Source organism: Isoptericola jiangsuensis (genome assembly GCF_048320105.1).
Classification (GTDB): Bacteria; Actinomycetota; Actinomycetes; order Actinomycetales; family Cellulomonadaceae; genus Isoptericola; species Isoptericola jiangsuensis_A.
This window is the reverse complement of record NZ_CP182942.1, coordinates 41,703-64,924: the sequence shown is the minus strand read 5'-3', so window position 1 is coordinate 64,924 and position 23,222 is coordinate 41,703. Positions and strand designations below refer to the sequence as shown.

General features: G+C 73.4%; 23 protein-coding genes, 3 tRNA genes and 1 pseudogene. 12 read left to right on the top strand and 15 right to left on the bottom strand.

What is annotated here, in order from left to right:
- Window positions 1-45: 45 nt before the first annotated feature.
- Window positions 46-489, bottom strand: coding sequence for a ribonuclease HI (gene rnhA, locus ACNHYB_RS00300; RefSeq protein WP_418276397.1), 444 nt, complete (start codon window positions 487-489; stop codon window positions 46-48).
- Between the two features lie 95 nt (window positions 490-584).
- On the opposite strand from rnhA, the gene ACNHYB_RS00295 reads away from it, so the two are divergent.
- Window positions 585-1,448, top strand: a complete 864-nt coding sequence (locus ACNHYB_RS00295) for an LLM class flavin-dependent oxidoreductase (RefSeq protein ID WP_418276396.1) — start codon at window positions 585-587, stop codon at window positions 1,446-1,448.
- 54 nt (window positions 1,449-1,502) lie between these two features.
- Here ACNHYB_RS00295 and leuD read toward each other — a convergent pair whose 3' ends face one another.
- Both leuD and leuC read right to left on the bottom strand, forming a co-directional pair.
- The gene (leuD, locus tag ACNHYB_RS00290; RefSeq protein WP_418276395.1) at window positions 1,503-2,141 is read right to left on the bottom strand and encodes a 3-isopropylmalate dehydratase small subunit; all 639 of its coding nucleotides are present in this window, start codon (window positions 2,139-2,141) and stop codon (window positions 1,503-1,505) included.
- Window positions 2,142-2,170: 29 nt separating this feature from the next.
- Window positions 2,171-3,645 (bottom strand): annotated as a pseudogene (gene leuC / locus ACNHYB_RS00285) (3-isopropylmalate dehydratase large subunit).
- Window positions 3,646-3,764: 119 nt separating this feature from the next.
- Here leuC and ACNHYB_RS00280 point away from each other — a divergent pair.
- From ACNHYB_RS00280 to ACNHYB_RS00270, 3 genes are all read left to right on the top strand, one after another.
- Complete coding sequence (locus ACNHYB_RS00280; RefSeq protein ID WP_418276394.1) at window positions 3,765-4,484, top strand: IclR family transcriptional regulator; 720 nt, start codon at window positions 3,765-3,767, stop codon at window positions 4,482-4,484.
- A gap of 77 nt (window positions 4,485-4,561) precedes the next feature.
- Window positions 4,562-4,756 carry a hypothetical protein gene (locus tag ACNHYB_RS00275; protein WP_418276393.1) on the top strand — a complete coding sequence of 65 codons (195 nt, stop codon included), beginning with the start codon at window positions 4,562-4,564 and terminating at the stop codon, window positions 4,754-4,756.
- A 2-nt stretch (window positions 4,757-4,758) separates the two neighbouring features.
- Complete coding sequence (locus tag ACNHYB_RS00270) at window positions 4,759-5,550, top strand: PH domain-containing protein (protein ID WP_418277954.1); 792 nt, start codon at window positions 4,759-4,761, stop codon at window positions 5,548-5,550.
- Window positions 5,551-5,648: 98 nt separating this feature from the next.
- Here ACNHYB_RS00270 and ACNHYB_RS00265 read toward each other — a convergent pair.
- The 3 genes from ACNHYB_RS00265 to ACNHYB_RS00255 all read right to left on the bottom strand — a co-directional run bounded on the left by ACNHYB_RS00265 (window position 5,649) and on the right by ACNHYB_RS00255 (window position 6,017).
- Window positions 5,649-5,721: transfer RNA gene (locus ACNHYB_RS00265), tRNA-Glu, on the bottom strand.
- Between the two features lie 54 nt (window positions 5,722-5,775).
- Window positions 5,776-5,848 (bottom strand) — tRNA-Glu (locus tag ACNHYB_RS00260).
- A 97-nt stretch (window positions 5,849-5,945) separates the two neighbouring features.
- Window positions 5,946-6,017: transfer RNA gene (locus tag ACNHYB_RS00255), tRNA-Gln, on the bottom strand.
- Between the two features lie 190 nt (window positions 6,018-6,207).
- On the opposite strand from ACNHYB_RS00255, the gene ACNHYB_RS00250 reads away from it, so the two are divergent.
- Window positions 6,208-6,969 carry a class I SAM-dependent methyltransferase gene (locus ACNHYB_RS00250; protein WP_418276392.1) on the top strand — a complete coding sequence of 254 codons (762 nt, stop codon included), beginning with the start codon at window positions 6,208-6,210 and terminating at the stop codon, window positions 6,967-6,969.
- On the opposite strand, the gene ACNHYB_RS00245 is transcribed toward ACNHYB_RS00250, so the two are convergent.
- Window positions 6,938-7,837 carry a LysR family transcriptional regulator gene (locus ACNHYB_RS00245; RefSeq protein WP_418276391.1) on the bottom strand — a complete coding sequence of 300 codons (900 nt, stop codon included), beginning with the start codon at window positions 7,835-7,837 and terminating at the stop codon, window positions 6,938-6,940. The genes ACNHYB_RS00250 and ACNHYB_RS00245 overlap by 32 nt on opposite strands.
- 70 nt (window positions 7,838-7,907) lie before the next feature.
- On the opposite strand from ACNHYB_RS00245, the gene ACNHYB_RS00240 reads away from it, so the two are divergent.
- The gene (locus ACNHYB_RS00240; protein WP_418276390.1) at window positions 7,908-8,966 is read left to right on the top strand and encodes a YeiH family protein; all 1,059 of its coding nucleotides are present in this window, start codon (window positions 7,908-7,910) and stop codon (window positions 8,964-8,966) included.
- 28 nt (window positions 8,967-8,994) lie between these two features.
- Here the strand turns inward: ACNHYB_RS00240 and ACNHYB_RS00235 are convergent, their stop codons facing one another.
- The 3 genes from ACNHYB_RS00235 to ACNHYB_RS00225 all read right to left on the bottom strand — a co-directional run bounded on the left by ACNHYB_RS00235 (window position 8,995) and on the right by ACNHYB_RS00225 (window position 12,069).
- Window positions 8,995-9,771: an HAD family hydrolase gene (locus ACNHYB_RS00235; protein ID WP_418276389.1), complete on the bottom strand. Its 777-nt coding sequence runs from the start codon at window positions 9,769-9,771 to the stop codon at window positions 8,995-8,997.
- Window positions 9,768-11,219: a glutamate--tRNA ligase gene (gene gltX / locus ACNHYB_RS00230; RefSeq protein ID WP_418276388.1), complete on the bottom strand. Its 1,452-nt coding sequence runs from the start codon at window positions 11,217-11,219 to the stop codon at window positions 9,768-9,770. The genes ACNHYB_RS00235 and gltX overlap by 4 nt, the downstream gene beginning before the upstream one ends.
- 64 nt (window positions 11,220-11,283) lie before the next feature.
- Window positions 11,284-12,069, bottom strand: coding sequence for a fumarylacetoacetate hydrolase family protein (locus ACNHYB_RS00225; protein WP_418276387.1), 786 nt, complete (start codon window positions 12,067-12,069; stop codon window positions 11,284-11,286).
- A gap of 69 nt (window positions 12,070-12,138) precedes the next feature.
- On the opposite strand from ACNHYB_RS00225, the gene ACNHYB_RS00220 reads away from it, so the two are divergent.
- Window positions 12,139-12,744 carry a hypothetical protein gene (locus tag ACNHYB_RS00220; protein WP_418276386.1) on the top strand — a complete coding sequence of 202 codons (606 nt, stop codon included), beginning with the start codon at window positions 12,139-12,141 and terminating at the stop codon, window positions 12,742-12,744.
- A gap of 81 nt (window positions 12,745-12,825) precedes the next feature.
- Here ACNHYB_RS00220 and ACNHYB_RS00215 read toward each other — a convergent pair whose 3' ends face one another.
- Window positions 12,826-13,644 carry a methyltransferase domain-containing protein gene (locus ACNHYB_RS00215; protein WP_418277953.1) on the bottom strand — a complete coding sequence of 273 codons (819 nt, stop codon included), beginning with the start codon at window positions 13,642-13,644 and terminating at the stop codon, window positions 12,826-12,828.
- Between the two features lie 215 nt (window positions 13,645-13,859).
- On the opposite strand from ACNHYB_RS00215, the gene ACNHYB_RS00210 reads away from it, so the two are divergent.
- The gene (locus tag ACNHYB_RS00210) at window positions 13,860-15,014 is read left to right on the top strand and encodes a heparan-alpha-glucosaminide N-acetyltransferase domain-containing protein (protein ID WP_418276385.1); all 1,155 of its coding nucleotides are present in this window, start codon (window positions 13,860-13,862) and stop codon (window positions 15,012-15,014) included.
- A gap of 21 nt (window positions 15,015-15,035) precedes the next feature.
- On the opposite strand, the gene ACNHYB_RS00205 is transcribed toward ACNHYB_RS00210, so the two are convergent.
- Entirely contained in the window at window positions 15,036-15,884 is an 849-nt protein-coding gene (locus ACNHYB_RS00205; protein WP_418276384.1) for a PhzF family phenazine biosynthesis protein, read from the bottom strand.
- 43 nt (window positions 15,885-15,927) lie between these two features.
- Here ACNHYB_RS00205 and ACNHYB_RS00200 point away from each other — a divergent pair, with 43 nt between their 5' ends.
- Window positions 15,928-16,854, top strand: coding sequence for a 3-methyladenine DNA glycosylase (locus ACNHYB_RS00200; protein ID WP_418276383.1), 927 nt, complete (start codon window positions 15,928-15,930; stop codon window positions 16,852-16,854).
- A 75-nt stretch (window positions 16,855-16,929) separates the two neighbouring features.
- Here the strand turns inward: ACNHYB_RS00200 and ACNHYB_RS00195 are convergent, their stop codons facing one another.
- Complete coding sequence (locus ACNHYB_RS00195; protein WP_418276382.1) at window positions 16,930-17,469, bottom strand: CGNR zinc finger domain-containing protein; 540 nt, start codon at window positions 17,467-17,469, stop codon at window positions 16,930-16,932.
- 39 nt (window positions 17,470-17,508) lie between these two features.
- Between ACNHYB_RS00195 and ACNHYB_RS00190 the strand changes: the two genes are divergently transcribed.
- Complete coding sequence (locus tag ACNHYB_RS00190) at window positions 17,509-18,564, top strand: EamA family transporter (protein WP_418276381.1); 1,056 nt, start codon at window positions 17,509-17,511, stop codon at window positions 18,562-18,564.
- A gap of 24 nt (window positions 18,565-18,588) precedes the next feature.
- A complete protein-coding gene (locus ACNHYB_RS00185) occupies window positions 18,589-21,321 on the top strand; it encodes a DEAD/DEAH box helicase (protein WP_418276380.1) in 2,733 nt (910 codons plus the stop codon).
- Window positions 21,322-21,342: 21 nt separating this feature from the next.
- Here the strand turns inward: ACNHYB_RS00185 and ACNHYB_RS00180 are convergent, their stop codons facing one another.
- Window positions 21,343-22,107, bottom strand: a complete 765-nt coding sequence (locus tag ACNHYB_RS00180) for a TSUP family transporter (RefSeq protein ID WP_418276379.1) — start codon at window positions 22,105-22,107, stop codon at window positions 21,343-21,345.
- Window positions 22,108-22,205: 98 nt separating this feature from the next.
- On the opposite strand from ACNHYB_RS00180, the gene ybaK reads away from it, so the two are divergent.
- On the top strand, window positions 22,206-22,703 hold the full coding sequence (ybaK, locus tag ACNHYB_RS00175; RefSeq protein WP_418276378.1) for a Cys-tRNA(Pro) deacylase: 498 nt from the start codon (window positions 22,206-22,208) through the stop codon (window positions 22,701-22,703).
- A gap of 51 nt (window positions 22,704-22,754) precedes the next feature.
- On the opposite strand, the gene ACNHYB_RS00170 is transcribed toward ybaK, so the two are convergent.
- On the bottom strand, window positions 22,755-23,156 hold the full coding sequence (locus ACNHYB_RS00170) for a YccF domain-containing protein (protein WP_418276377.1): 402 nt from the start codon (window positions 23,154-23,156) through the stop codon (window positions 22,755-22,757).
- Between the last annotated feature and the right edge of the window lie 66 nt (window positions 23,157-23,222).

The following is a 23,222-nucleotide window of genomic DNA, read 5'->3' as shown; positions in this document are numbered from 1 at the left end:
TGCTGTGACGTCCATCGCACCGCCGCTGCGGTGCGTCGGCGTGGTTCAGCGCACGGAGTCGACGCCGTCGTTGGCGAGCTGGTCGGCGCGTTCGTTGCCGGGGTCGCCGGCGTGCCCCTTGACCCAGATCCAGCGCACCTCGTGCCGTGCCACCTCGGCGTCGAGGGCCTGCCACAGGTCGACGTTCTTGACGGGCTTCTTCGCGGACGTCTGCCACCCGTTGCGCTTCCATCCGGCGATCCACGTCTTCATGCCGTTCATGACGTAGGACGAGTCGGTATGCACGGTGACGGCGCTGGGGCCTTTGAGTGCGCGGAGCGCCTCGACGACGGCGGTCAGCTCCATGCGGTTGTTGGTGGTGACCTTCTCACCGCCGAACAGCTCCTTGGTGTGGCCGCCGGAGCGCAGCAGCGCACCCCAGCCGCCGATCCCGGGGTTGCCCTTGCAGGCGCCGTCGGTCCAGATCTCCACGGTGGGGGTGTCGCTCACGCGGGCCACCCTATGCCGGGTTCGGGTGTCGGACGGCGGGCGTAGCGTCAGGAGCGGCAGTTCGGTCCGACGGCGGCGCAGGAGGAGGAGTGACCATGAGGTTCGGGTTCGTCGGCAGCTTCGGCTCGCCGGAGCAGCAGGTGCGGCTCGCGCGCGAGTGCGAGGAGCACGGGTGGGACGGGTTCTTCACGTGGGACGGCGTCAGCCTGGACGACGAGGGGTTCGGCGCCACCCCGACGTGGGACCCGTTCGCCCTGCTCGCGGCGGTGGCGACGGTGACGGAGCGGATCACCCTGGGCGCGATGGTGTTCGCCCTGCCCCGCCGCCGGCCGTGGGAGCTCGCGCAGCAGGTCCTCACGGTCGACCACCTGTCCGGCGGGCGCCTCGTGCTCCCGGTGGGCGTCGGCGTCCCGATCGACCGTGCCTTCACGTCCGTCGCCGGCCAGCCCACGGCCCTGCGCGACCGCGCCCGCGCGCTCGACGACGTCCTGGACTGGCTGGAGCGGTCCTGGCGGGGTGAGCCGTTCGACCATGACGGGCACTGGACGACGACGGGGACGTTCCAGCTCCCGACGCCGCCGGTGCACGGACGCGTCCCGGTGTGGCCGGTCGGCGTCTGGGACGCCGCCAGTCCCCCGCTGCGCAGCCTGCGGCGCGCGCTGCGCTGGGACGGCATCGTCCCGCAGGTCCGCGGCGACTCCCCCGAGGGCGCCGAACCGGGCCCGGCCGACCTTCGCGCGCTCACGCAGTGGATCGGTGAGCACCGCGACGTGGCCTCCGAGCCCTTCGAGGTGGTCCATCAGGGCCGCCTCGACGACGACCCGGCCACCGCCCGGCAGCAGGCCGCCGACGCCGCGGACGCGGGCGCCACCTGGTGGATGGAGTCCCACTGGGACCCGACGACGGCCACCCCGGAGGAGCTGCTCGGCAAGGCCCGCCAGGGCCCGCCCGCCCTCTGAGGCGACGTCGTCGTCCGTCGTGAGCCCCGGGACCGAGCGCGGGACGAACCGAGGTCAGGAGACCGGACGTGCCGGCTCGATCTCGACCTTCGGCAGGTGCTTGGCGGGCAGGGTCTTGGGCCGCCACGGGGCACGCTTCGCCTCGAACGCGGCGATGTCCTCCTCGTGCTGGAGGGTCAGGCCGATGTCGTCGAGGCCCTCCATGAGGCGCCAGCGGGTGTAGTCGTCGATCTGGAACGGCACGGTGACGTCGTCGGCCTGGACGGTGCGGTGCTCGAGGTCGACGGTGATCTCGGTGCCGGGCTTGGTCTCGAGGATCTTCCAGAGGAGCTCGATGTCCTCCTGGGCGACGATCCCGGCGACCAGGCCCTGCTTGCCCGAGTTGCCGCGGAAGATGTCGGCGAACCGGGAGGCGAGCACGACGCGGAAGCCGTAGTCCTTGAGCGCCCAGACGGCGTGCTCGCGCGACGAGCCGGTGCCGAAGTCGGGGCCGGCGACGAGCACGGAGCCGGCCCGGTACGCGTCCTGGTTGAGCACGAACGTGGGGTCGCCGCGCCAGGCGGCGAACAAGGCGTCCTCGAACCCGGTGCGGGTGACGCGCTTGAGGTAGACGGCGGGGATGATCTGGTCGGTGTCGACGTTGCTGCGGCGCAGCGGGACCCCGACGCCGGTGTGGGTGGTGATCTTCTCCATGACAGGACTCCTTGCAGGCGCTGGGGGGCTCAGACGAACGACGGCGTGGACAGCGGCGCGAGGGGCGTGCCGTCGAAGGTCGTCAGGTCGACCTCCTGGTCCAGGTCGAGGTCGGAGACGGAGGACAGGGTGCCGCGGATGGCGGTCGCGGCGGCCACCAGCGGGGACACGAGGTGGGTGCGTCCACCCTTGCCCTGGCGACCCTCGAAGTTGCGGTTCGAGGTGGAGGCGGCCCGCTCCCCGGGGTGAGCTGGTCGGGGTTCATGCCGAGGCACATGGAGCAGCCGGCGTTGCGCCACTCGGCGCCGAACTCCTTGAAGATGACGTCGAGGCCCTCGGCCTCGGCCTGGAGGCGCACGCGGGCGGACGCCGGCACGACGAGCACACGGACGTCGTCGGCCTTGACCCTGCCCTGGACGACCTTGGCGACGGACCGCAGGTCCTCGATGCGCCCGTTGGTGCAGGAGCCGATGAACACGGTGTCGACCTTGACGTCGCGCAGCGGCCGGCCGGCCTCGAGGCCCATGTACTCCAGGGCGCGCTCGGCGGCGACGCGCTCGTTCTCGTCGGCGATCTCGGCGGGGACGGGCACGTTGGCGGACAGCGGCAGGCCCTGGCCGGGGTTGGTGCCCCAGGTGACGAAGGGCTCGAGGTCCTCGGCGCGCAGGACGACCTCGGCGTCGAACTGGGCGTCGTCGTCGCTGCGCAGGGTGCGCCAGTACTCGACGGCGGCGTCCCAGTCCTCGCCCTCGGGCGCGTGCGGGCGGCCCTTGAGGTAGTCGAAGGTGGTGTCGTCGGGGGCGATCATGCCGGCGCGGGCGCCGGCCTCGATGGACATGTTGCAGATGGTCATGCGGGCTTCCATCGAGAGGCGACGGATGGCCTCGCCGCGGTACTCGAGCACGTAGCCCTGCCCGCCGCCGGTGCCGATCTTGGCGATGATCGCCAGGATGATGTCCTTGGACGTGGCGCCGACGGGGAGCTCGCCGTCGACGGTGATCGCCATGGTCTTGAAGGGGGCGAGCGGCAGCGTCTGGGTGGCCATGACGTGCTCGACCTCGGAGGTGCCGATGCCGAACGCGAGGGCGCCGAAGGCGCCGTGCGTGGAGGTGTGCGAGTCGCCGCAGACCACGGTCAGGCCGGGCATGGTGAGACCGAGCTGCGGTCCCACCTGGTGGACGATGCCCTGGTCGGCGTCCCCGAGGGAGTGGATGCGGACGCCGAACTCGCGCGCGTTGTTGCGCAGCGTGTCGATCTGGGTCCGGCTGGTGAGGTCCGCGATCGGCAGGTCGATGTCGAGTGTCGGGGTGTTGTGGTCCTCGGTGGCCAGGGTGAGGTCCGGGCGGCGCACCGGACGGCCCGCGAGGCGCAGTCCTTCGAAGGCCTGCGGGCTGGTCACCTCGTGGACCAGGTGAAGGTCGATGTAGAGCAGGTCCGGCGCCCCGTCGGTGCCCTGGCGCACCAGGTGCGCCTCCCAGACCTTCTCTGCCAGCGTCCCGGCCATCACGAACTCCTCGTCCGCCGCCTGTGGGCGGCTCTCGACTGCTTCTGAGTGGTGCGACCTGACCCGTGGCAAGTTCCCAGGACTTGCAATCTCAGTAAGCGAGACGTCAGTATCGACCTATGGACGATACTAGCGGAGTCGGCGTACTGGACAAGGCCGCGTCCGTTCTCGGCGCACTCGAGGCCGGGCCCGCCACCCTTGCCCAGCTGGTCTCCTCGACCGGGCTGGCCCGGCCGACGGCCCACCGCCTCGCGGTCGCGCTCGAGCACCACCGGTTCGTCGCCCGCGACATGCAGGGGCGATTCATCCTCGGCCCCCGGCTCAACGAGCTCTCCACGGCCGCCGGCGAGGACCGCCTGCTCGCGGCCGCGAACCCGGTGCTCACGGCGCTGCGCGACCACACCGGTGAGAGCGCCCAGCTCTACCGCCGCCAGGGCGACCACCGCGTGTGCGTCGCCGCGGCGGAGCGCCCGGTCGGTCTGCGGGACTCCATCCCCGTGGGGGCCGCCCTGACCATGCTGGCCGGGTCGGCCGCGCAGATCCTGCTCGCCTGGGAGGAGCCGGACCGGCTCCACCGCGGCCTGCGCGAGGCCGTCTTCACCGCGACGATCCTCTCCGGCGTCCGACGCCGCGGCTGGGCGCAGTCCGTCTCGGAGCGTGAGCTCGGGGTCGCCTCGGTGTCCGCACCCGTGCGCGGCCCGTCCGGCAGGATCGTCGCCGCCGTCTCGGTCTCCGGACCGGTCGAGCGCCTCACCCGCCAGCCGGGCCGCCTGCACTCGGCGTCCGTCGTCGCCGCCGCCAACCGGCTCTCCGAGGTCCTGCAACGATCCGGTGAATGAGATGCGGCACGCCGAGAGGGGTCTGGCCAGCGCGGCCCGGCAGTCAGTAGTCTCCTGACCAGCACGGCAACCCTGCCGTGTCGACCGAGAGGCGTGAGGACCCGATGCCGGCCAAGGCCAAGACCCTGCTCGTCTGGCTCGTCGTGATCTTCCTGATCTACGCGATCGTTTCGAACCCGGGCCGATCCGCGGACGTCGTCCAGGCGATCTGGGACGTCATCAGCGGTGCGTTCGCGAGCTTCGGGGAGTTCTTCGCCAACCTGACGTCGTGACGATGTCGGACCCCGGCAAGGGCTTCCGCACACCACGGAGCCTGCGCCGGTACATCCTCGACGGTGAGCGCATCGCCGTGGCCACCCGACTGCACTGGGCCCGGCTCCTCGAACCGCTGATCACCACGTTCGCGGTGACGGTGATCGCCGCCTGGCTGCACGCCTCCTCGGGCAGCGGCTGGTTCTGGGTGCTGTGGCTGGTGGCCGCGGGGCGTCTCGCCTACCGATGGCTCCAGTGGTACGTCGAGTGGTTCGTCGCCACGGACAAGCGCCTGGTGCTCGCCTACGGGGTGATCGTGCAGAAGGTCGCGATGATGCCCCTGATGAAGGTGACCGACATGGGCTACTCGCGGACGCCCCTGGGCCAGGTCATCGGGTACGGGCGCTTCACGATGGAGTCCGCCGGCCAGGACCAGGCCCTGCGGCAGATCGACTACGTGCCCACCCCGGACCGCACGTACCGCACGCTGTGCGACACGATGTTCTTCAAGCCGGGCGCCCCGCCACCGGACCGCAAGAGTCCGCCCTCCGTGGTGCCGGGGCCCCAGGAGCCGGCCGCGTCGACGGCGGAGATCCCCGTCGTCGACCAGGGCGCCCACGGCGGCGCGAACCCGCCCGACCTGCGGCCCGGACCGTCGTCGTCCTCGCAGGCGGGTGGCGAGGACGACCGGCGTCCGACCGGGCTCGGCGGGCGCAAGCTGTGGCCCTCCTGGACGCCGCCGCGCCGCCGCTCTCCCTACGACCCGCCCGAGAGCGCCGGGGCCGGGAGCCACGTCCCCGACCCGTTCCTCTGACGGCCGGCACGGAAACGACCGCCCGGGTACGCACACCCCGGACATGCACACCCCGAACAGGCAAAAGGCCCGGTCCGACGGACCGGGCCTTGCTTGCGTACCCCCAGCGGGATTTGAACCCGCGTTACCGCCGTGAGAGGGCGGCGTCCTAGGCCGCTAGACGATGGGGGCCGGACGTGGTCCTGTTGCCAGGACCGGTGTGCCGTCCGTCGCCGGACGACTACGTACCCCCAGCGGGATTTGAACCCGCGTTACCGCCGTGAGAGGGCGGCGTCCTAGGCCGCTAGACGATGGGGGCCTATGGTGCGTCGATGTCGCATCGACGTGCCGGTGAGAACTCTAGCGCACGACCATCGCCGCCAAGAACGGGGAAGGTGGTGCACAGGAGCGCTGCGCTGGGGTACCAGGACTCGAACCTAGACTAAGAGAATCAGAATCTCTCGTGCTGCCAATTACACCATACCCCATGGTATGTGGACACTTCGGGCGGGAGCGGCCTGCGCCGTTCGCCATCCGTAGAGGCCCAACGACCCAGAACATTACCGGACGCGAGGCCGTGATCCAAACCCGTGGCGCGGTGCTCTTCGTCACGACCCGAGCCGCGATCCCCCAGGTCGGGACCTGACAACGCCGAACCCTCCGTGGCAGCATGCGAGCATGCCGACGACGCCCGACCCGCACTCCCGCACCGACCGTGCCGCCGCGTTCACCCGCGGCGCCGGCGTCTACGCCAGGGTCCGGCCGTCCTACCCGTCCGAGGCCGTCGGTTGGATGGTTCCGCCGGGCGCGCGGGTGCTCGACCTCGCCGCGGGGACCGGTCTGCTGACCCGCCGCCTGGTCGAGGCGGGGCACGACGTCGTGGCCGTCGACCCGGCCCCGCAGATGCTCGCCGAGCTCTCCACGGCGCTGCCCGACGTCGCCGTGCAGGTCGGCTCCGCCGAGTCGATCCCGCTGCCCGACGCGAGCGTGGACGCCGTCGTCGTCGGCCAGGCGTGGCACTGGTTCGACCCGGCCCTGGCGAGCGCAGAGATCGCGCGCGTGCTGCGACCGGGCGGCACGCTGGGGATCTGCTGGAACGACCGTGACGAGCGCATCGAGTGGGTCCGCCGGTTCGGCCGCATCCTGCACGACGGCGACGGCCTGCACCCGCACGACGCCCCCCAGCACGTGGAACCGGAGCTCGGGCCGGCGTTCGAGGTGCTGGAGCAGGCGTCGTTCCGGTGGTCCCACCACCTGCCGACGTCGGCGCTGCGCGACCTCGCGGCGTCGCGCTCCTACGTCCTGACGCTTCCCGACGACGAGCGCGAGGAGCACCTGCAGCAGGTCGACGACCTCGTGGTCACCCACCCGGACCTCGCCGGGACCACCGAGGTCGCGATGCCGTACGTCACGGTCGCCTGTCGCGCGCGACGGCGCTGAGCCGCCGGGCGGCCGCCGACGGCGTCGCCCCGTCACGCCACACCACCCGCAGCCGCCGCGACAGGTCGAGGCCCGTCACCGGAACGGTGATCAGACGCCCCGACTCGACGTCGTCGGCGACCGTCAGCGCGGACAGCACCGCCACGGAGCCGCCGTGCGCGACCGCTGCCTTGAGCGCCGCCGTCGACCCGAGCGTCGGCAGGTGGTCGGGCAGCGCGAGCCCCACCTGGCCGAGCGCCCGTTCGAGGATCTCCCGCGTCCCGGAGCCGGCCTCGCGCAGCACGAGCCGCCCGGCGAGCAGGTCCTCGGGGGCGATCGCACGGCGTCGGGCCCACGGGTGCGCGGGTGCGACGACGGCGACCAGCTCGTCGTGCGCGACGGTGCGGCTGCGCAGGCCGCGCCGCACGCCCGGGCTCTCCACGAACCCCAGCTCGGCGGAACCGGCGAGCACGAGCTCCATGACGTCGTGGGAGTTGCGCACGGTCAGCTCGACCTCCGCGGCGTCGTGCGGGCCGGCGAGCACCGCCAGCCATCGCGGCACGAGGTACTCGGCCACGGTCAGGCTCGCGGCGACGCGCAACGCCGTGGCCGGCCCGGTCCGCAGCCCCGCGACGGACCGTTCGAAACGGTCGGAGGCGGCCACGACCTCCCGCGCCCAGCCGGCGGTCGCCCGGCCGGTCGGTGTCAGCTCCGTGCCGCGCGCACCGCGCGCGACCAGCTCCAGCCCGAGGCGTCGCTCCAGGCGGCGCAGACCGGCGGACGCCGTCGGTTGGGCGAGCCCGAGCGCCCGTGCCGCAGCACTGATCGACCCGTGGGTGTCCACGGCCACGAGCAGCTCGAGCGCGGCGAGCGAGGTGCGTTCCGCCATAGCAGGAGTCTATGGATGGATCACCGGTTCGACCTTCCGAGGCCCACCGGGGCACCGCAGGGTGGACACCATGACCCGCCTCCTGCCCGGCCTCGGCCTCACCGCCGTCGCGGCCGCCGCGCTCCTGGCCGCCGCCCCGGCACTGACCGCCGCCGCACCCGCGCTGTCCCCGCTGGTGCTCGCACTGCTGCTGGGTGCGGGCGTCGGGTCCGTGCTGGGCGTCGCGTCCCGGCGCGGGGCTCCCCGGCCGCTGGAGACCGTCACGCCCGGCACCACGTGGGCGGCCCGGCACGTGCTGCGCGCCGGGGTCGTGCTCCTCGGCCTGCAGCTCTCGATCGGCGACGTGCTGGACCTCGGCTGGCGCGGGCTGACCGTGGTGGCCACGACCGTCGCGGTCACGTTCTGCGGCACCCTCGCGCTCGGACGGTGGCTGCGCGTGCCCCGCGAGACGTCGCTGCTCGTGGCGACGGGCTTCTCGATCTGCGGCGCCGCGGCCGTGTCGGCCATGTCCGGTGTCCTGGACCGGACCCCGGGACGCACCAGGGACGACGACCGCTCGACCGCGGTGGCCGTCGCCCTGGCGCTCGTCGCCCTCTACGGCACGCTCGCGGTCCTCGCGCTGCCGTGGCTCGCGCACCTGCTGGGTCTGACGCCCGCGCAGGCCGGCCTGTGGATGGGGGCGAGCGTGCAGGAGGTCGCCCAGGTGGTCGCCGCGGCGGGCACCCTGGCGGGCACCGCCGCGCTCGCGACGGCCACGGTCGCCAAGCTGGCCCGGGTCGTGCTGCTCGCGCCGCTGGTCACCACCGTCGGTGCCGTGCGTGCGCGCCGCACCGCGCCGACGGCGTCCGCCGTCCCCGGCACGACGCGGCCGCCGCTCGTCCCGGGTTTCGTGCTCGGATTCCTCGGGGCCGTCGCGGTGCGCAGCCTCGGGATCCTCCCCCCGGGCGTGCTCGCCGTCGCGGCGAGCGCCTCGACGGCGCTGCTGGTCGCGGCCATGTTCGCCCTCGGCCTCGGCGTCGACGTGCCCCGCCTGGTGCGCACCGGGCGCCGTCCGCTGGTGCTCGGCGCCGGCTCCGCCGTCGTCGTCACCGGGACGTCCCTGAGCGCCGTGCTGCTGCTGACCCCCTGACGACCGGCGGCCGGGTCGGGCGTCAGGTTCAGCCGGTCGCCGTCGCCAGCGCGGCCGGCACCTCGTCCAGCCCGGGCACGACGACGATCCCCGCCGCCCGCATCCCGGCGACGTCGACGTCCTGCTCGGTGGACCGCCGGGCGCCCGGCCGGTCGAGCCACACGCCCACCAGACCGGCGTCGTGCGCGCCGAGCGCGTCGATGCGGGGCTCGTCGCCCACGTAGGCCGTGCGCGCCGGGGCCGTCCCCAGCAGCCGCGCCCCCTCGACGAACACGTCCGGGTGCGGCTTGCCGTACCCGAGGGTGTCCACCCCGACCAGGACGGGCACGTCCAGCCCGGCGGCGGCGAGTTTGCGCTCCTGCAGCTCCACCTGGGCGTTCGTCACGACGCCGACGGCGATCCCCGCGGACCGCAGCGCCGCCAGCAGCGCCGCGGCGTCGTCGAACGAGGTCCAGGACCGCTCGAAGGTGCCCCAGAACAGCTCGTCCCAGGCGCTGAAGGCCGCCTCGTCCACCGGTGAGCCCCCGAAGGTGCGGTGCATGAGGTCGGCACGCAGCCGGCGCTGCGTGCGCACGTCGGTCTCACCGCGGGTGAAGCGGGCGTAGAACTGCCCCGGGTCGGAGCGCCAGTGGTCCAGCAGCGCGGCCCGGTCGACGTCGGCGGGCAGGTGGGCGTCCGCGACGGCGTCCAGCGCCCGGGCGAACGCGCCGCGGGTGTCCACCAGGGTGTCGTCGACGTCCAGCAGCACGCCGTCCACCCGGTACCCGGACGCGGCGTCGAGGACGCCGGGCCGTGGCTGCGTCACTGCGCCGGGGCCGCGGGCGGGTTCTCGGCCAGGCGCGCCAGCGCCGCGTCGACGCGCCCCAGGGTGCGTTCCCGACCCAGCACCTCGAGGGACTCGAACAGCGGCAGGCCGATCGTGCGGCCGGTCACGGCGACGCGCACCGGCGCCTGCGCCTTGCCCAGCTTGAGGCCGTGCGCCTCCCCCACCGCCAGGATCGTCTCCTTGAGCGGCTCGGCCGCCCACGGCTCGAGGCCCGCGAGCGCCGTGCGGGCGTCGGCGAGGAGCTCGGGGGCGCCGGCCTTCATGGCCTTGTTCCACGACTGCGCGTCGTCCACGGGAGCGTCCAGGAAGAGGAAGTCGACGTTGGCGGTGATGTCGCTGAGCAGGGCGACGCGCGACTGGGCGAGCGGGGCGACGGCGGCGAAGGCCACGGCGTCGAACTGCTCCTCGGCCCAGGGGGCGTGGGGGGCGCGCAGCCACGGGCCGACGGCGGCGACGAACTCCTGGACGTCGAGCGCGCGGATGTACTCGCCGTTGAAGGCGGCGAGCTTCTTGAGGTCGAAGAACGCCGAGGCGGAGTTGACGTCCTCGATGCGGAAGCGGGAGATCATCTCCTCGAACGGCAGGATCTCCTCGTCGTTGCCGGGCGCCCAGCCGAGCAGCATGAGGTAGTTGACCATCGCGGCCGGCAGGTACCCCTCGGCGAGATAGTCCTCGAGCGCGACCTTGTCGCGGCGCTTGGAGAGCTTCTGGCGCTTCTCGTTGACGATGACGGGCAGGTGGGCCCACACGGGCGGCTCGGCGCCGAGCGCGGCCCACAGCAGCTGCTGCTTGGGGGTGTTGGGCAGGTGCTCCTCGCCCCGGATGACATGGGTGATGCCCTCGTCGAGGTCGTCGACGACGTTGGCGAGCAGGAACACGGGCGAGCCGTCGCCGCGCGCGACGACGAAGTCCTCCATCGCGGAGTTCGGGAAGGTGGGGTTGCCGCGGATCAGGTCGACGACGGCCGTCTCGCCGTCGTCGGGGGTGCGGAACCGCAGGGCGCGGCCGGGGGCCTCGTCGAGCCCGCGGTCGCGGCAGTGGCCGTCGTAGCCGGTCTGCTGGTTGCCGGTGCGTGCCACGACGTCGTCGCGGGTGCAGTCGCAGAAGTAGGCGCGGCCGTCGTCGAGCAGGCGGCGCGCGGCCGCGACGTGCTTGTCCCGGTTCGCGGACTGGAAGTACGGGCCCTCGAAGGTGGGGTCGTCGGCGTGCATGCCGAGCGCGGCGTGGGCGGCGAGGATGCCGTCGACCCACTCCGGCTTGTTCCGTGAGGCGTCGGTGTCCTCGATGCGCAGCACGAACGTGCCGCCGGTCTGCTTGGCGACCGCCCAGTTGAACAGCGCGGAGCGGGCGCCGCCCACGTGGAACATGCCCGTCGGCGACGGGGCGAAGCGGACACGGACGTCAGAGGTACCTGCTGCGGGGATCACGGAACCAGCCTAGTTGCCCGGCGCCGGTGCGGCGGCGGCCGCCCGACGCCGGGCCGGGCCCTGCTCAGATCTCGCGACGCACCACGGGGTTGGCGAGCGTGCCGATGCCCTCGACCGCGCACTCGACGCGGTCGCCGGCGTCGATACGCCCGACGCCGGCCGGGGTGCCGGTGAGGATCACGTCACCGGGCAGCAGCGTCATCGCCTTGGACGCGTACGACACGAGGTAGTCGACGTCGAAGATCATCTCGGAGGTGCGCCCGTCCTGCTTGAGCTCGCCGTTGACGCGCGAGCGCACACCGACGTCCTCGGGGTCCAGGTCGGTCTCGATCCACGGCCCGAGGGGGCACGAGGAGTCGAACCCCTTGGCGCGCGCCCACTGGTCGTCGGTGCGCTGGGCGTCGCGGGCGGTGACGTCGTTGGCCACGGTGTACCCGAGCACGTACGCCCGGGCGTTCTCCGGCTCGACGTCCTTGCACAGCCTGGACACGACGACGGCGAGCTCGGCCTCGTAGGAGACCTCGGCCGTCCAGTCGGGCAGCACGATCGGGTCGTCCGGCCCGACGACGGACGTGTTCGGCTTGAGGAACAGCAGCGGGGACGTGGGCGGCTCGTTGCCCATCTCGCGGATGTGGTCCATGTAGTTGCGTCCCACGGCCACGACCTTGGACCGCGGGATCACCGGCGCCAGGAGGCGCACGCCGTCGCCGAGCTCGATCCGCTCCCCCGTCGGCATCGCCGGCATGTAGAGCGGGTCGCCGCTCAGCACGGCAAGGTAGGTGGAGTCCCCCTCGGTCTGGACGAAGGCGAAGCGGGGGTCGTCGCCGGTGGTGAATCTCGCGATGCGCACGGCACCAGGCTATCCGGCGACGGACCCGATAGCGTTCCAGCTCGACCACTCGACGCGAAGGATCACTCCATGAGCACGCCGTACGAGCCCGAGGGCTCCGACCGTCCCGCCCAGCCGCAGCCGCCCTACGGCGCCCCGCAGCAGAACCCGGCACCGCAGTCGCCCTACGGCGCCCCGCAGCAGCACTCCGCAGGTCCGTCCCAGCCGTACGGCACGCCCCCGCAGCCGGGCTACCCGGGGCAGGCGCCCGGGCAGCCGGGCTACCCCGGGCAGGCGCCCGGCCAGCCGGGCTACTACGGCACGCCGCAGCAGCGCCCGGCCTCGGAGCGCAAGGGGCTGGCCATCACGGCCCTGGTCCTCGGCATCCTGGCGCTGCTGGGCTGCTGGATCCCCGTGCTGAACATCGGTTCGATCGTCCTGGGCATCGCCGGCCTCGTGCTGGGCATCATCGCGCTCGTCCAGGTGTCCAAGGGCACGGCCGGCGGCAAGGTCATGGCGATCGTCGGCGGGTCGCTGTCCCTGCTCGCGATCGTGCTCGCCATCGTCGTCACCGTGTTCTTCGTGGCCGTCATCGAGGGCCAGGGCCCGACGTTCCAGCAGGAGCTCGAGCAGGAGCTCCAGGAGCAGGGCAACCTCACCGACGAGGAGCTGGAGCAGCTCTTCGGCGACAACTGAGCCCGCACGCCCCACCGACGACCAGAGCGCCCGGCCCACCGCGCGGTGGGCCGGGCGCTCTGGTCGTCGGCGCTTCCGCCGTCACACGCGGGCGAGGACCTCGCCGTGCAGGATCGCGAACCAGCCGTCCGGGGCGTCCGCCCAGGCGAGCCAGTCGTGCGCGAGCTGTTCGAGGGCGACGTCGTCGGCGAGGTTCGACTCGACGGCCTGCCGGGCGAAGTTCGACTCGACGCAGCGTTCCGCCCACACCTGACCCCACCACTGGCGGTCCGTCGGTGTGGCGTAGCACCAGGAGGAGGCGCTGGGGACGGCGTCGGCGACCTCGAAGCCGGCCTGCTGCACCCAGGAGAACAGCCGGCGGCCGGCGTCCGGCTCGAAGCCGTACGCGTGCGTGACCTCGTGGTACAGCGTGTTCCACTCGGTGAGGCCGGGCGACTCGGGGTACCAGGCCATCGCGGCGTAGTCGGCGTCGCGCACGGCGACGAGCCCGCCCGGCCTGGTCACCCGCTTCATCTCGCGCAGCGCCGCGACGGGGTCGGACAGGTGCTGCAGGAGCTGGTGGGCGTACACGACGTCGAACGAGTCGTCCGCGAACGGCAGCTCGTAGGCGTTGGCCTGCTCGAAGCGCACGTTCTGCGCGCCGAGCGCCTCGGCGTGGGAGCGGGCGGCGTCGAGGACGGTCGCCGACGCGTCCACCCCGACCACCTCTCCCCCGGCGAGGATGCGGGCGAGGTCGACGGTGACCGTGCCGGGGCCGCAGCCCACGTCGAGCAGGTGCAGGTCGTCCTTGAGGTGCGGCAGCAGGAACCCGGCCGAGTTCTGCGCGGTGCGGGCCCGGTGGGCGCGCAGCACGGACTCGTGGTGGCCGTGCGTGTACGACTCGGACTCCTGGCTCTGCACCGTGTGGTGGGTGCTGGGAGCCTCGATCGCGTCCGACAGCGCCGCGCCGGACGGCTCCCCGCTCGACGGGCCCTCCACCGGGCTGCCGAGGCTCGGCGGGTCCGGGAAGTCGGGGCCGGAGTCGATCGAAAGGTTCATGGTCCTAACGTAGGCCACGGCTCCCTTTCTGGACACGTCCTTCTCACGGGCCGGGACGTCTGGCACGCTGGGCGGTCATGACGCTGCGCGAACGGCTGGTGGGCGGCCCGGACCGGGTGGTGGGCCTCGACGTGGCCCGCGGCCTGGCCGTGCTCGGGATGTTCGTCGCGCACGTCGGCGTCGCCGAAGGTCCCACGACGTGGCTCGAGGTCGCCGACGGGCGCTCGTCGGTGCTGTTCGCCCTGGTGGCGGGCGTGTCCCTCGCACTGGTCACCGGCGGGGCTCGCCCCCTGACCGGGGACGCGCTGATCCACGCCCGCACCCGGGTGCTGGTCCGCGCCGTGCTGCTGCTCGCCCTGGTGGCGCTGCTCGACCTGCTGGGCACGCGGGTGCTGCTCATCCTCGGCTTCTACGCCGCCTACTTCGTCCTGGCCCTGCCGTTCCTGCGCTGGGGGCCGGGCCGGCTCGCCGTGGCCGCGGGCGTCGTCGCCGTCGTCGGCCCGCCGATCGCCTACTGGGGACCGGAGGTCCTGGCCCGCGCCGGGCTGCGGGCCCCGCACGACGGCTCCGGCGCCGCCACCGACTTCCTGCTCACCGGCCACTACCCCGCGGTCGTCTGGATGGCGTACGTCTTCGCCGGGATGGCGATCGGGCGCTGCGACCTGACCTCCTCGCTGGTGCGCACGCGGCTCGTGGTCGGCGGCCTGGCCGCGACGGCCCTCGGCTATCTCGCCTCCGGTGCGCTCGTGGGCGGCGTGGAGCCGGGCGCGATCGAGGACCAGGTCGCCACGACCTCGAGCCGGTACGTCGCCGAGCCGTACGCCTGGGGCGACGCCTGGCCCACCGGCTGGTTCCTCGCGCAGGCCGAGCCGCACGACAACACGTTCTTCGAGGTGGTCGGCTCGGGCGGGTTCGCCGTCGCCGTGCTGGGCCTGTGCCTGTTCGCCCGGCGGACCGGGGCGGTCGCGCTGTCACCGCTGGCGGCCACCGGTGCGATGGCACTGACCGTGTACTCCCTGCAGATCGTCGCGATCTGGCACTGGGACCTCGTCGGCACGCCCACCAACGGCCCGCTCCTGGTCATGGTCGCGGTGACGCTGGTCGCCGCCACCGCCTGGCGGCTCACACTGGGGCGCGGCCCGCTGGAGCGACTGTTCGCCGTCGTCGCGCTGCGCACCGCGCCGCCACCCCGTCCCGAGACCGCGACGAGTCCCGAGCCCACCCCGAGGTAGCGGTCCGGGGACGATCCGGCGCTACCCCGGGGGCAGGGTGAGGTGGCCCTGCAGCGTCGTGGTGGTCGCCCCACCCACCCACACGCACGCGTCGGCGTCGCGACGCACGTGCACGCGGCCCCGCCGTCGTAGCGCCGTGCCCTGGGAGGCGACGTAGCGGGTCGGCAGCACGTCGCCCGCCAGCCACGCACCGAGCCCCGCGTTGAGCGAGCCGGTCACCGGGTCCTCCGGGACGCCGATGCCGGGCACGAACGCCCGCACCTCGACGTCGGCGTCGTGCTCGCCCGGCTCGTACGGCCCGACGACACCGATCTTCAGGTCCCCGAAGACCGCGAGGTCGGGGCGCACCGCGAGCACGGCGGCCGCGTCCGCGAGCCGCACACCGATCCAGCCGGGGCCGTTGTCCACCCAGGCGGCGTCCACGACGTCCGCGACCGTGAGGCGCAGCGCCCGCACGACCTGCGCGAGGTCCTCGGTGCCGACCCGGCCCGACCGGCGCAGCGGCGGCCCCGCGAACGCCAGGTGATCGGTGGACCGGTCGATGGTGACGAGCCCGACCTCGCACTCCTGGACGACGACGCCGTCGGCGGCCGGCACTCCCCCGGCCTCCAGCCAGGCGTGCGCGGTGCCGAGCGTGGGGTGGCCGGCGAACGGCAGCTCGCCGCCCGGCGTCCAGATCCGCACCCGGTAGTCGGCGCCCGGATCGGTGGGCGCGAGCAGGAACGTCGTCTCGGAGAGGTTCGTCCAGCGCGCGAAGGCGGCCATCCGGTCGTCGGTGAGGTCGTCGGCGTCGTGCACCACGGCCACCGGGTTACCGGTCAGCGGACCGGACCCGAACACGTCAACCTGGCGAAATCCGTAGCTGCTCATGGTCGCCACGCTAGCCCGTCGCGGCACCACCTACCCTGGAACGGTGCCTTCCCCGACCACGACCGCCGATCCGGCGACGCCCGAGCGCGTCGCCGGGTGCGACGTCGTGCACGACCGGGGCGCGGCGGCCGCGGCGCACGCCGCGCGCGCCGACGCGCTGACCGCCGTCTGGCGCGACGCCCGTGACCGCGGCGAGAAGCACGCGATCGAGGACTTCCTGTTCACCTACTACCCCACGCGGGTGAGCCACCTGCGACGCTGGCACCCAGGCGTGGGTGTCGTCCTGGCCGGCGCGGCCGAGCACGCCACGTGGCGCTGGTACCGCGAGGTGTCGCCGGCGGACGGCGGCACGGGGGCGACGCTCGACGTCGCGGGGTTCCTGGCCGAGCGCGGCGACACGGTGCGCTACGTGCGTTCGCTCCTCGGCGCGACGGCGGCACGGCCGGGCACGTTCGGATGCTTCGGGCTGCACGAGTGGGCGATGGTGTACCGCGACTCCGCGGCCGGGCGCGACCACCGCCACCCGCTGCCGCTGCGGCTCGGGGGCGACGGCACGGACGAGGTCGTCGAGTCGCACCGCATCGGCTGCTCGCACTTCGACGCCTTCCGGTTCTTCACGCCGCAGGCCCGCGACCGCAACGAGCTGGCGCCGACCCGCGAGCGCCAGGTCGCGATGGAGCAGCCGGGCTGCCTGCACGCGACCATGGACCTGTACAAGTGGGCGCTGAAGCTGGGGCCCGCTGTTCCCGGGGACCTCCTCCTGGACACCTTCGAGCTGGCGCGCGACGTCCGGTACACCGACATGGCGGCCTCCCCCTACGACGTGAGCGCGTACGGCGTGGACGCCGTGGCGATCGAGACGCCGGCGGGCAAGGCGGAGTACGTGCGCCGTCAGCGCGGCTTCGCCGAGCGCGGCCAGCGGCTGCGGGCACGACTGGTCGACGTCTGCGACGCGCTGCTGGCGCACTGAGCGTCCGACGCTCCTGCTGAGCGGCTGCCGGCCGGGCGGCCGAACGTGGCGCGGTCTTCGCGCCGGGGCGCGGGGTCAGTCCTCGGCGGCGCGGCGCGCACGCAGGGCGGCCTGGGCGTTGCGGTTGGTGCAGGTGGTCGAGCAGTAGCGGCGCGAGCGGTTGCGGGACAGGTCCAGCACGAGGCCGTCGCAGGTGTCGTCGGCGCAGGTGCCGATGCGGTCGTGGGCGTCGGCGCGCACGACGTCGATCATCGCCATCGCGGTCTCCACGAGGATGCGGGTGGCCAGGGGCGCGTGGTCGGGCACGGCGTGGACGTGCCAGTCCTCGGCGTCGTGGCGTACGAGCCGGGGTACGGCGTCGGCCTCGGCGAGGGCGTCGTTGACGAGGGCGGGGGCGTCGTCGCGTGCCGCGAGGAGCAGTGCGCGCAGCCGGCGCGGGAGGCCGAGGACGTCGTCGAGCTCGGCCGTGGTGCGCTCGTGCCGACCCGTGTACCCCTGCTCGCGGTAGAAGGCGTCGAGGTCGGTGACGCTGGTGATCGTGCTCGGCGGTCCGACGGCGTTGACCAGGGCGACGGCGGACTGCAGCGCCACCGTGGTGTCATGCGCGAAAACCATGTTGACACGTTATCAGGCGCTGACGTAGCGTCATGCGTCATGGCAACGTTGGCGCATGACGCCTCTCCTCGGGCCGGCGGAGCCGCCCTCCGGTCCACGACCGGCGTCGGGCTGGCACTCGCCCTCGCCTCCGCACTCTGCTTCAGCCTCTCCGGACCGCTGGCCGCCGGGCTCTTCGCCACCGGATGGACCCCCGGAGCCGTCGTCCTCGTCCGGGTCGTCGTCGGCGCGCTCGTCGTGCTGCCCTTCGGCCTCGTCGCCCTGCGCGGCGACTGGAACGCCGTCCTGCGCAACCTGCGCCTGCTGGTCGTCTACGGCGCCCTCGGCGTCGCCGCCACCCAGTTCTGCTACTTCGCGGCGATCCAGCACATGCAGGTCGGCCCCGCGCTGCTCATCGAGTACTCCTCGGCCGCCGCCGTGGTCGCCTACCTCTGGCTGCGGCACGGACAGCGCCCCGGACGCCTCACCCTCGTCGGCATCACCCTCGCCGCCGCCGGACTGATCCTCGTCCTGGACCTCACGGGCACCGCCCTCGACGCCGTGGGCGTGGCATGGGCGCTCGGAGCGATGGTCGGCGTGTCCGCCTACTTCCTCGTCAACGCCCGCGTCGACACCGGGCTGCCGCCGATCAGCCTCGCCGCCGGCGGCCTCGTCGTCGGGGCCGCGCTGCTGGGCCTGCTCGCCGCCGTCGGCCTCCTGCCCGTCGCCACCTCCACCGACGCCGTGGACCTGGCCGGCGCCGCCGTGCCCGCCTGGCTCGTGCTCGCGATCCTGGGAGTGGTGACCGCCGGCCTCGCCTACGTCACCGGCATCGGCGCAGGACGGCGGCTCGGCGCCCGACCCTCCTCCTTCGTCGGCCTGCTCGAGGTCGTCAGCGCCGTGTTCTTCGCCTGGCTCCTCCTCGGCGAGGTGCCGAGCCTCGTCCAGGCCGGCGGCGGGCTGCTGGTGCTCACCGGGGTCGTCGTCGTGCAGCAGGGCGAAGCCGCCACCCGCCGGACCGTGCCGCCCGGCGCCGTCGAACCCGTCACCGTCGAACCCGGCCCCGTCGAACCCGTCACCGCGGAGCCCATGACAGTCCCGGGAGCCGCCACGTGACGGGCTGACACAATGGCCCCCACGATGACTTCTGCCGACACCGCCCCGGTCACTGCACCCACCGCCACCACGCCGCGACCCGCCGGCACCCTGCTGCCGCACCTGCCCGCCCCCACGGGCAAGGCACCGGACCCGGACGTGCTGTTCGAAGGGTTCGGCCAGTGGGCCGCGGAGTCCGGCCGCGCCCTCTACCCCCACCAGGAGGAGGCGCTGCTCGAGATCATGACGGGCTCGCACGTCGTCCTGGCGACCCCGACCGGGTCCGGCAAGTCCATGGTGGCGATGGGCGCGCAGTTCGCGGCGCTCGCGGCCCGCCGTTCCGGCGGCGGCGGCCGCACCTACTACACGGCCCCGCTCAAGGCACTGGTGAGCGAGAAGTTCTTCGACCTCGTCGCGGCGTTCGGGTCGCGCAACGTGGGCATGATGACGGGCGACTCCGCGGTCAACGCCGACGCCCCCATCATCTGCTGCACCGCGGAGATCCTCGCGAACCTCGCACTGCGCGACGGTGCGGGAACGCCCGGCGACGACGACTTCATCGCCCAGGTCGTCATGGACGAGTTCCACTACTACGGCGACCCGCAGCGCGGCTGGGCGTGGCAGGTGCCGCTCCTGGAGCTGCCGCACACCCAGTTCCTGCTGATGAGCGCCACCCTGGGCGACACCACCCGCCTGCGCGAGGACCTCACCGAGCGCACCGGGCGCGACGTCGCCGAGGTGGCGGGCGCCGAACGTCCCGTGCCGCTGACGTTCTCCTACGTGATGGAGCCGCTGCCCGAGGTCATCGACGAGCTCGTGTCCACGCACCGCGCCCCGGTGTACGTCGTGCACTTCACCCAGAAGGACGCCGTCGACCGCGCGCAGGCGCTGCTCAGCTCCAAGATCGCCACCAAGGAGGAGAAGGACGCGATCGTCGCCGAGATCGGCGCGTTCCGCTTCGGCACCGGGTTCGGCAAGGTGCTCACCCGGTTCCTGCGGGCGGGGATCGGCGTGCACCACGCGGGCATGCTGCCCAAGTACCGCCGCCTCGTGGAACGCCTCACCCAGAAGGGCCTGCTCAAGGTGGTGTGCGGCACGGACACCCTGGGCGTCGGCATCAACGTGCCCATCCGCACCGTGCTCATGACGTCCCTGGTGAAGTTCGACGGCGAACGCATGCGTCACCTGTCCGCGCGCGAGTTCCACCAGATCTCCGGCCGGGCCGGTCGCGCCGGGTACGACACGCTCGGCGAGGTGCTCGTCATGGCGCCCGAGCACGTCATCGAGAACCGCAAGATGGTCGCCAAGGCCGGGGACGACCCCAAGAAGCTGAAGAAGATCGTCCGCAAGAAGGCGCCGTCGGGCGCGGTCAACTGGACGGACTCGACGTTCGAACGGCTGCGCGACGCTCCCCCGGAGCCGCTGTCGAGCCAGTTCACCGTCAACCACGCCATCGTGCTCAACGTGCTGGCCCGCACCCGGGGCGGGCACGGGACGCACGGCGGCGACGTCGACCCCGTGGCCGCCATGCGCCACCTGCTCACCGCGAACCACGACACCGAGGCGCAGCAGGCCAAGCACGTGCGCCAGGCGCTGCGCATCTACCGCTCCCTGCGGGTGGCCGGCGTGGTCGAGAAGGTCCGCGTGCCCGACGCCTCGCGCCCGGAAGGCTACCGGCCGAGCGTGCGGCTCGTCGTCGACCTGCCGCGCGACTTCGCGCTCAACGCGCCCCTGTCCCCGTTCGCCCTGGCCGCCATGGACCTGCTCGACGTCGAGTCGCCGACCCACGCCCTCGACGTCGTCTCCGTCATCGAGGCCACCCTCGACGACCCCCGCCAGATCCTCTTCGCCCAGCAGAAGAAGGCGCGCGGCGAGGCCGTGGCGGAGATGAAGGCCGAGGGCATCGAGTACGACGAGCGCATGGAGCTGCTCGAGGAGGTCACCTGGCCCAAGCCGCTCGCCGACCTCCTCGCGCCCGCGTTCGAGACGTACAAGCGCTCCAACCCGTGGGTCGCGGGTGCCGAGCTCGCTCCGAAGTCCGTGGTGCGCGACATGCTCGAGCAGGCGATGACGTTCGCCGAGCTGGTCAGCACCTACGCCCTGGAACGCACCGAGGGCGTCGTGCTGCGCTACCTCGCGGACGCCTTCCGGGCCGTGCGCCAGGTCGTGCCCGAGGAGCACCGCACCGAGGACGTCGCCGAGGTCGTCGAGTGGCTCGGCGAGCTGGTGCGCGGTGTCGACTCCTCCCTGCTGGACGAGTGGGAACGGCTGCAGAACCCGGTCGACGACGACGCCGACGACGTCGTGCAGGGCGAGCTCGCCGAGGCCGGGGCCGAGGCGCCCGCCCGGCCCGTCACCGGCAACCCGCGCGCCCTGCGCCGCCTGGTGCGCAACGCGCTGAACCGCCGCGTCGAGCTCGCGGCGCGCGAGGACTACGACCGGCTCGGCGCCCTCGACGCCACCTCCGGCTGGGACGGCGACGCATGGGCGGCGGCCCTCGACCCGTTGTTCGACGCCCAGGGGGACCAGGCCGTCGGCATCGGCCCCGCCTCGCGGGCCTCGTCGCTGGTGACCATCCTCGAACCCGGCGCCGAGCTGCCGCCGGGGGCCGCACCGGCGGACCTCGGCGTCGTGGAGTCGGGCACGTGGTGGGTGCGCCAGGTGCTCGACGACGCCGACGGCGACCGGGACTGGGCGATCACCGCCCTGGTGGACCTGCCCGCCTCCGACGAGGCCGGCGAGCCCGTGCTGCGGCTGGTGAGCGTCGGGCGGCTCTGAGGAAGCGTCCGACGGCGGCGCTCACGTCAGGCCGAGCGTCCCGCGCACCAGCGTGGCCGCCCCGCCCGCGTACGCCAGCACGATGAGCGCGCGGCGCGTGTGCGCGGCCGACACCCGCGGCGCGAGCACCTCGCCGATGACGAGGCCGCCGACGATCGCGGCCATGAGCACCACCCACTGCCAGACGTCCAGCGCGGGGAACGAGGCGTCCGCGAGCACCAGCTTGGCCGCCAGGGCGGCCAGGGCGTTGGCCGCGAAGAAGGGCTGGGCGGTCGCGGCGAACTTCCTCGGCTCCCACCCGGTGAGCACCGCGTAGACCGCGACGGGCGGGCCACCGATCCCCGCCGCGACCGAGCCGACGCCGCTGGACAGCCCCGTCGCCACCAACGGCCAGCGCGCGGTCCCGTCGACCCCCGAGGCACCCGGTGCCCGGCGGGCGCGCAAGCGCGACGTCACCACCGCCAGGGTCATGGCCGCCACGACCACCGCTCCCACGGTGATCTCCAGCACCGGGGCGCTGACGTCCCGCAGCAGCAGCGCCGCGGGCACGATGGCGACCAGTGAGGAGACCAGCAGCCACCCGAACCTGGACCACTCCACGTCGCGCACCACGCGGCCCAGGATGATGGTGGAGGCGATCGCGCCCGCCAGGTTGACGAACAGCACCCCCTCCAGGGGGCCGACGATGAGCACGATGAACGGCCCGGCGACCAGCCCGAACCCCATGCCCGTCACCCGCTGCAGGATCCCGCCGACGAGGATCGCGAGGACGAGGAGGGTCAGCACCTGACCACCGTACGGGAGCGGCCCACCGAGCTGTCCCGCGTCCGGGCCGTCCCACGAGCCTTCCCGGCGCAGAGGCGCCCTCGGGCACAATCGGTGCCGTGGCGAAGAAGAACCGGACGTCCTCGCACGGCACCCCCGCCGTCGTCGCCCTCGACCGGGACGGCGCGCCGTACGGCCTGCACCCGTACGAGCACGATCCGACGTCGGACCTCAGCTACGGGCTGGAGGCCGCGGCCGCGCTCGGCGCCGACCCGGCGCAGGTGTTCAAGACGCTGCTGGCCGACGTCGACGGCACGCTCGTCGTGGGCGTCGTGCCGGTGTCCGGGACGCTCGACCTCAAGGCCCTCGCGCGGGCGGTGGGCGGCAAGCGGGCCACGATGGCCGACGTGGCCGTGGCGCAGCGGGCCACCGGCTACGTCGTCGGCGGCATCTCCCCGCTCGGGCAGAAGCAGCGCCTGCGCACGGTCGTGGACGAGTCGGCCACGGCGTTCGACGTCGTGTACGTCTCGGCCGGGCGCCGCGGGCTCGACCTCTCCCTCGCGCCGGCCGACCTGGTCCGGCTCACCGGAGCGACGACGGCGCCCCTGGGGCGATGACGCGTCCGGTGCCCTGACGCGGCCACGGCCACCGGCTCCGGCGTCGCGCCGTCAGGAGGGCTGGTAGGTGGGGTACTTGGCGTCGCTCGGCACGATGTCCTTGCCCAGCGGCAGCAGCGAGACGGGGATCAGCTTGAGGTTCGCGATCGCCAGCGGGATGCCGATGATGGTGATCGCCTGCAGCACGGCGGTGACGACGTGGCTCAGCGCGATCCACCAGCCGGCGAAGACGATCCAGACGATGTTGCCGAGCACGGACCAGCCCCCGGCGCCGGGCTTGTCGACGACGGTGCGCCCGAAGGGCCACAGCGCGTAGCCCGCGATGCGGAACGAGGCGATCCCCCACGGGATCGTCACGATCAGCACGCAGCACACGATGCCCACGAGCGCGTACTCCAGCGCGAGCAGCAGCCCGCCGAAGATCAGCCAGATGACGTTCAGGATCGCCTTCACGAGGAGATCATCCCATCGACCGGAACCTGCCGGGATCCGGGACGCCCCTGAGCCGACCCGGAGTTC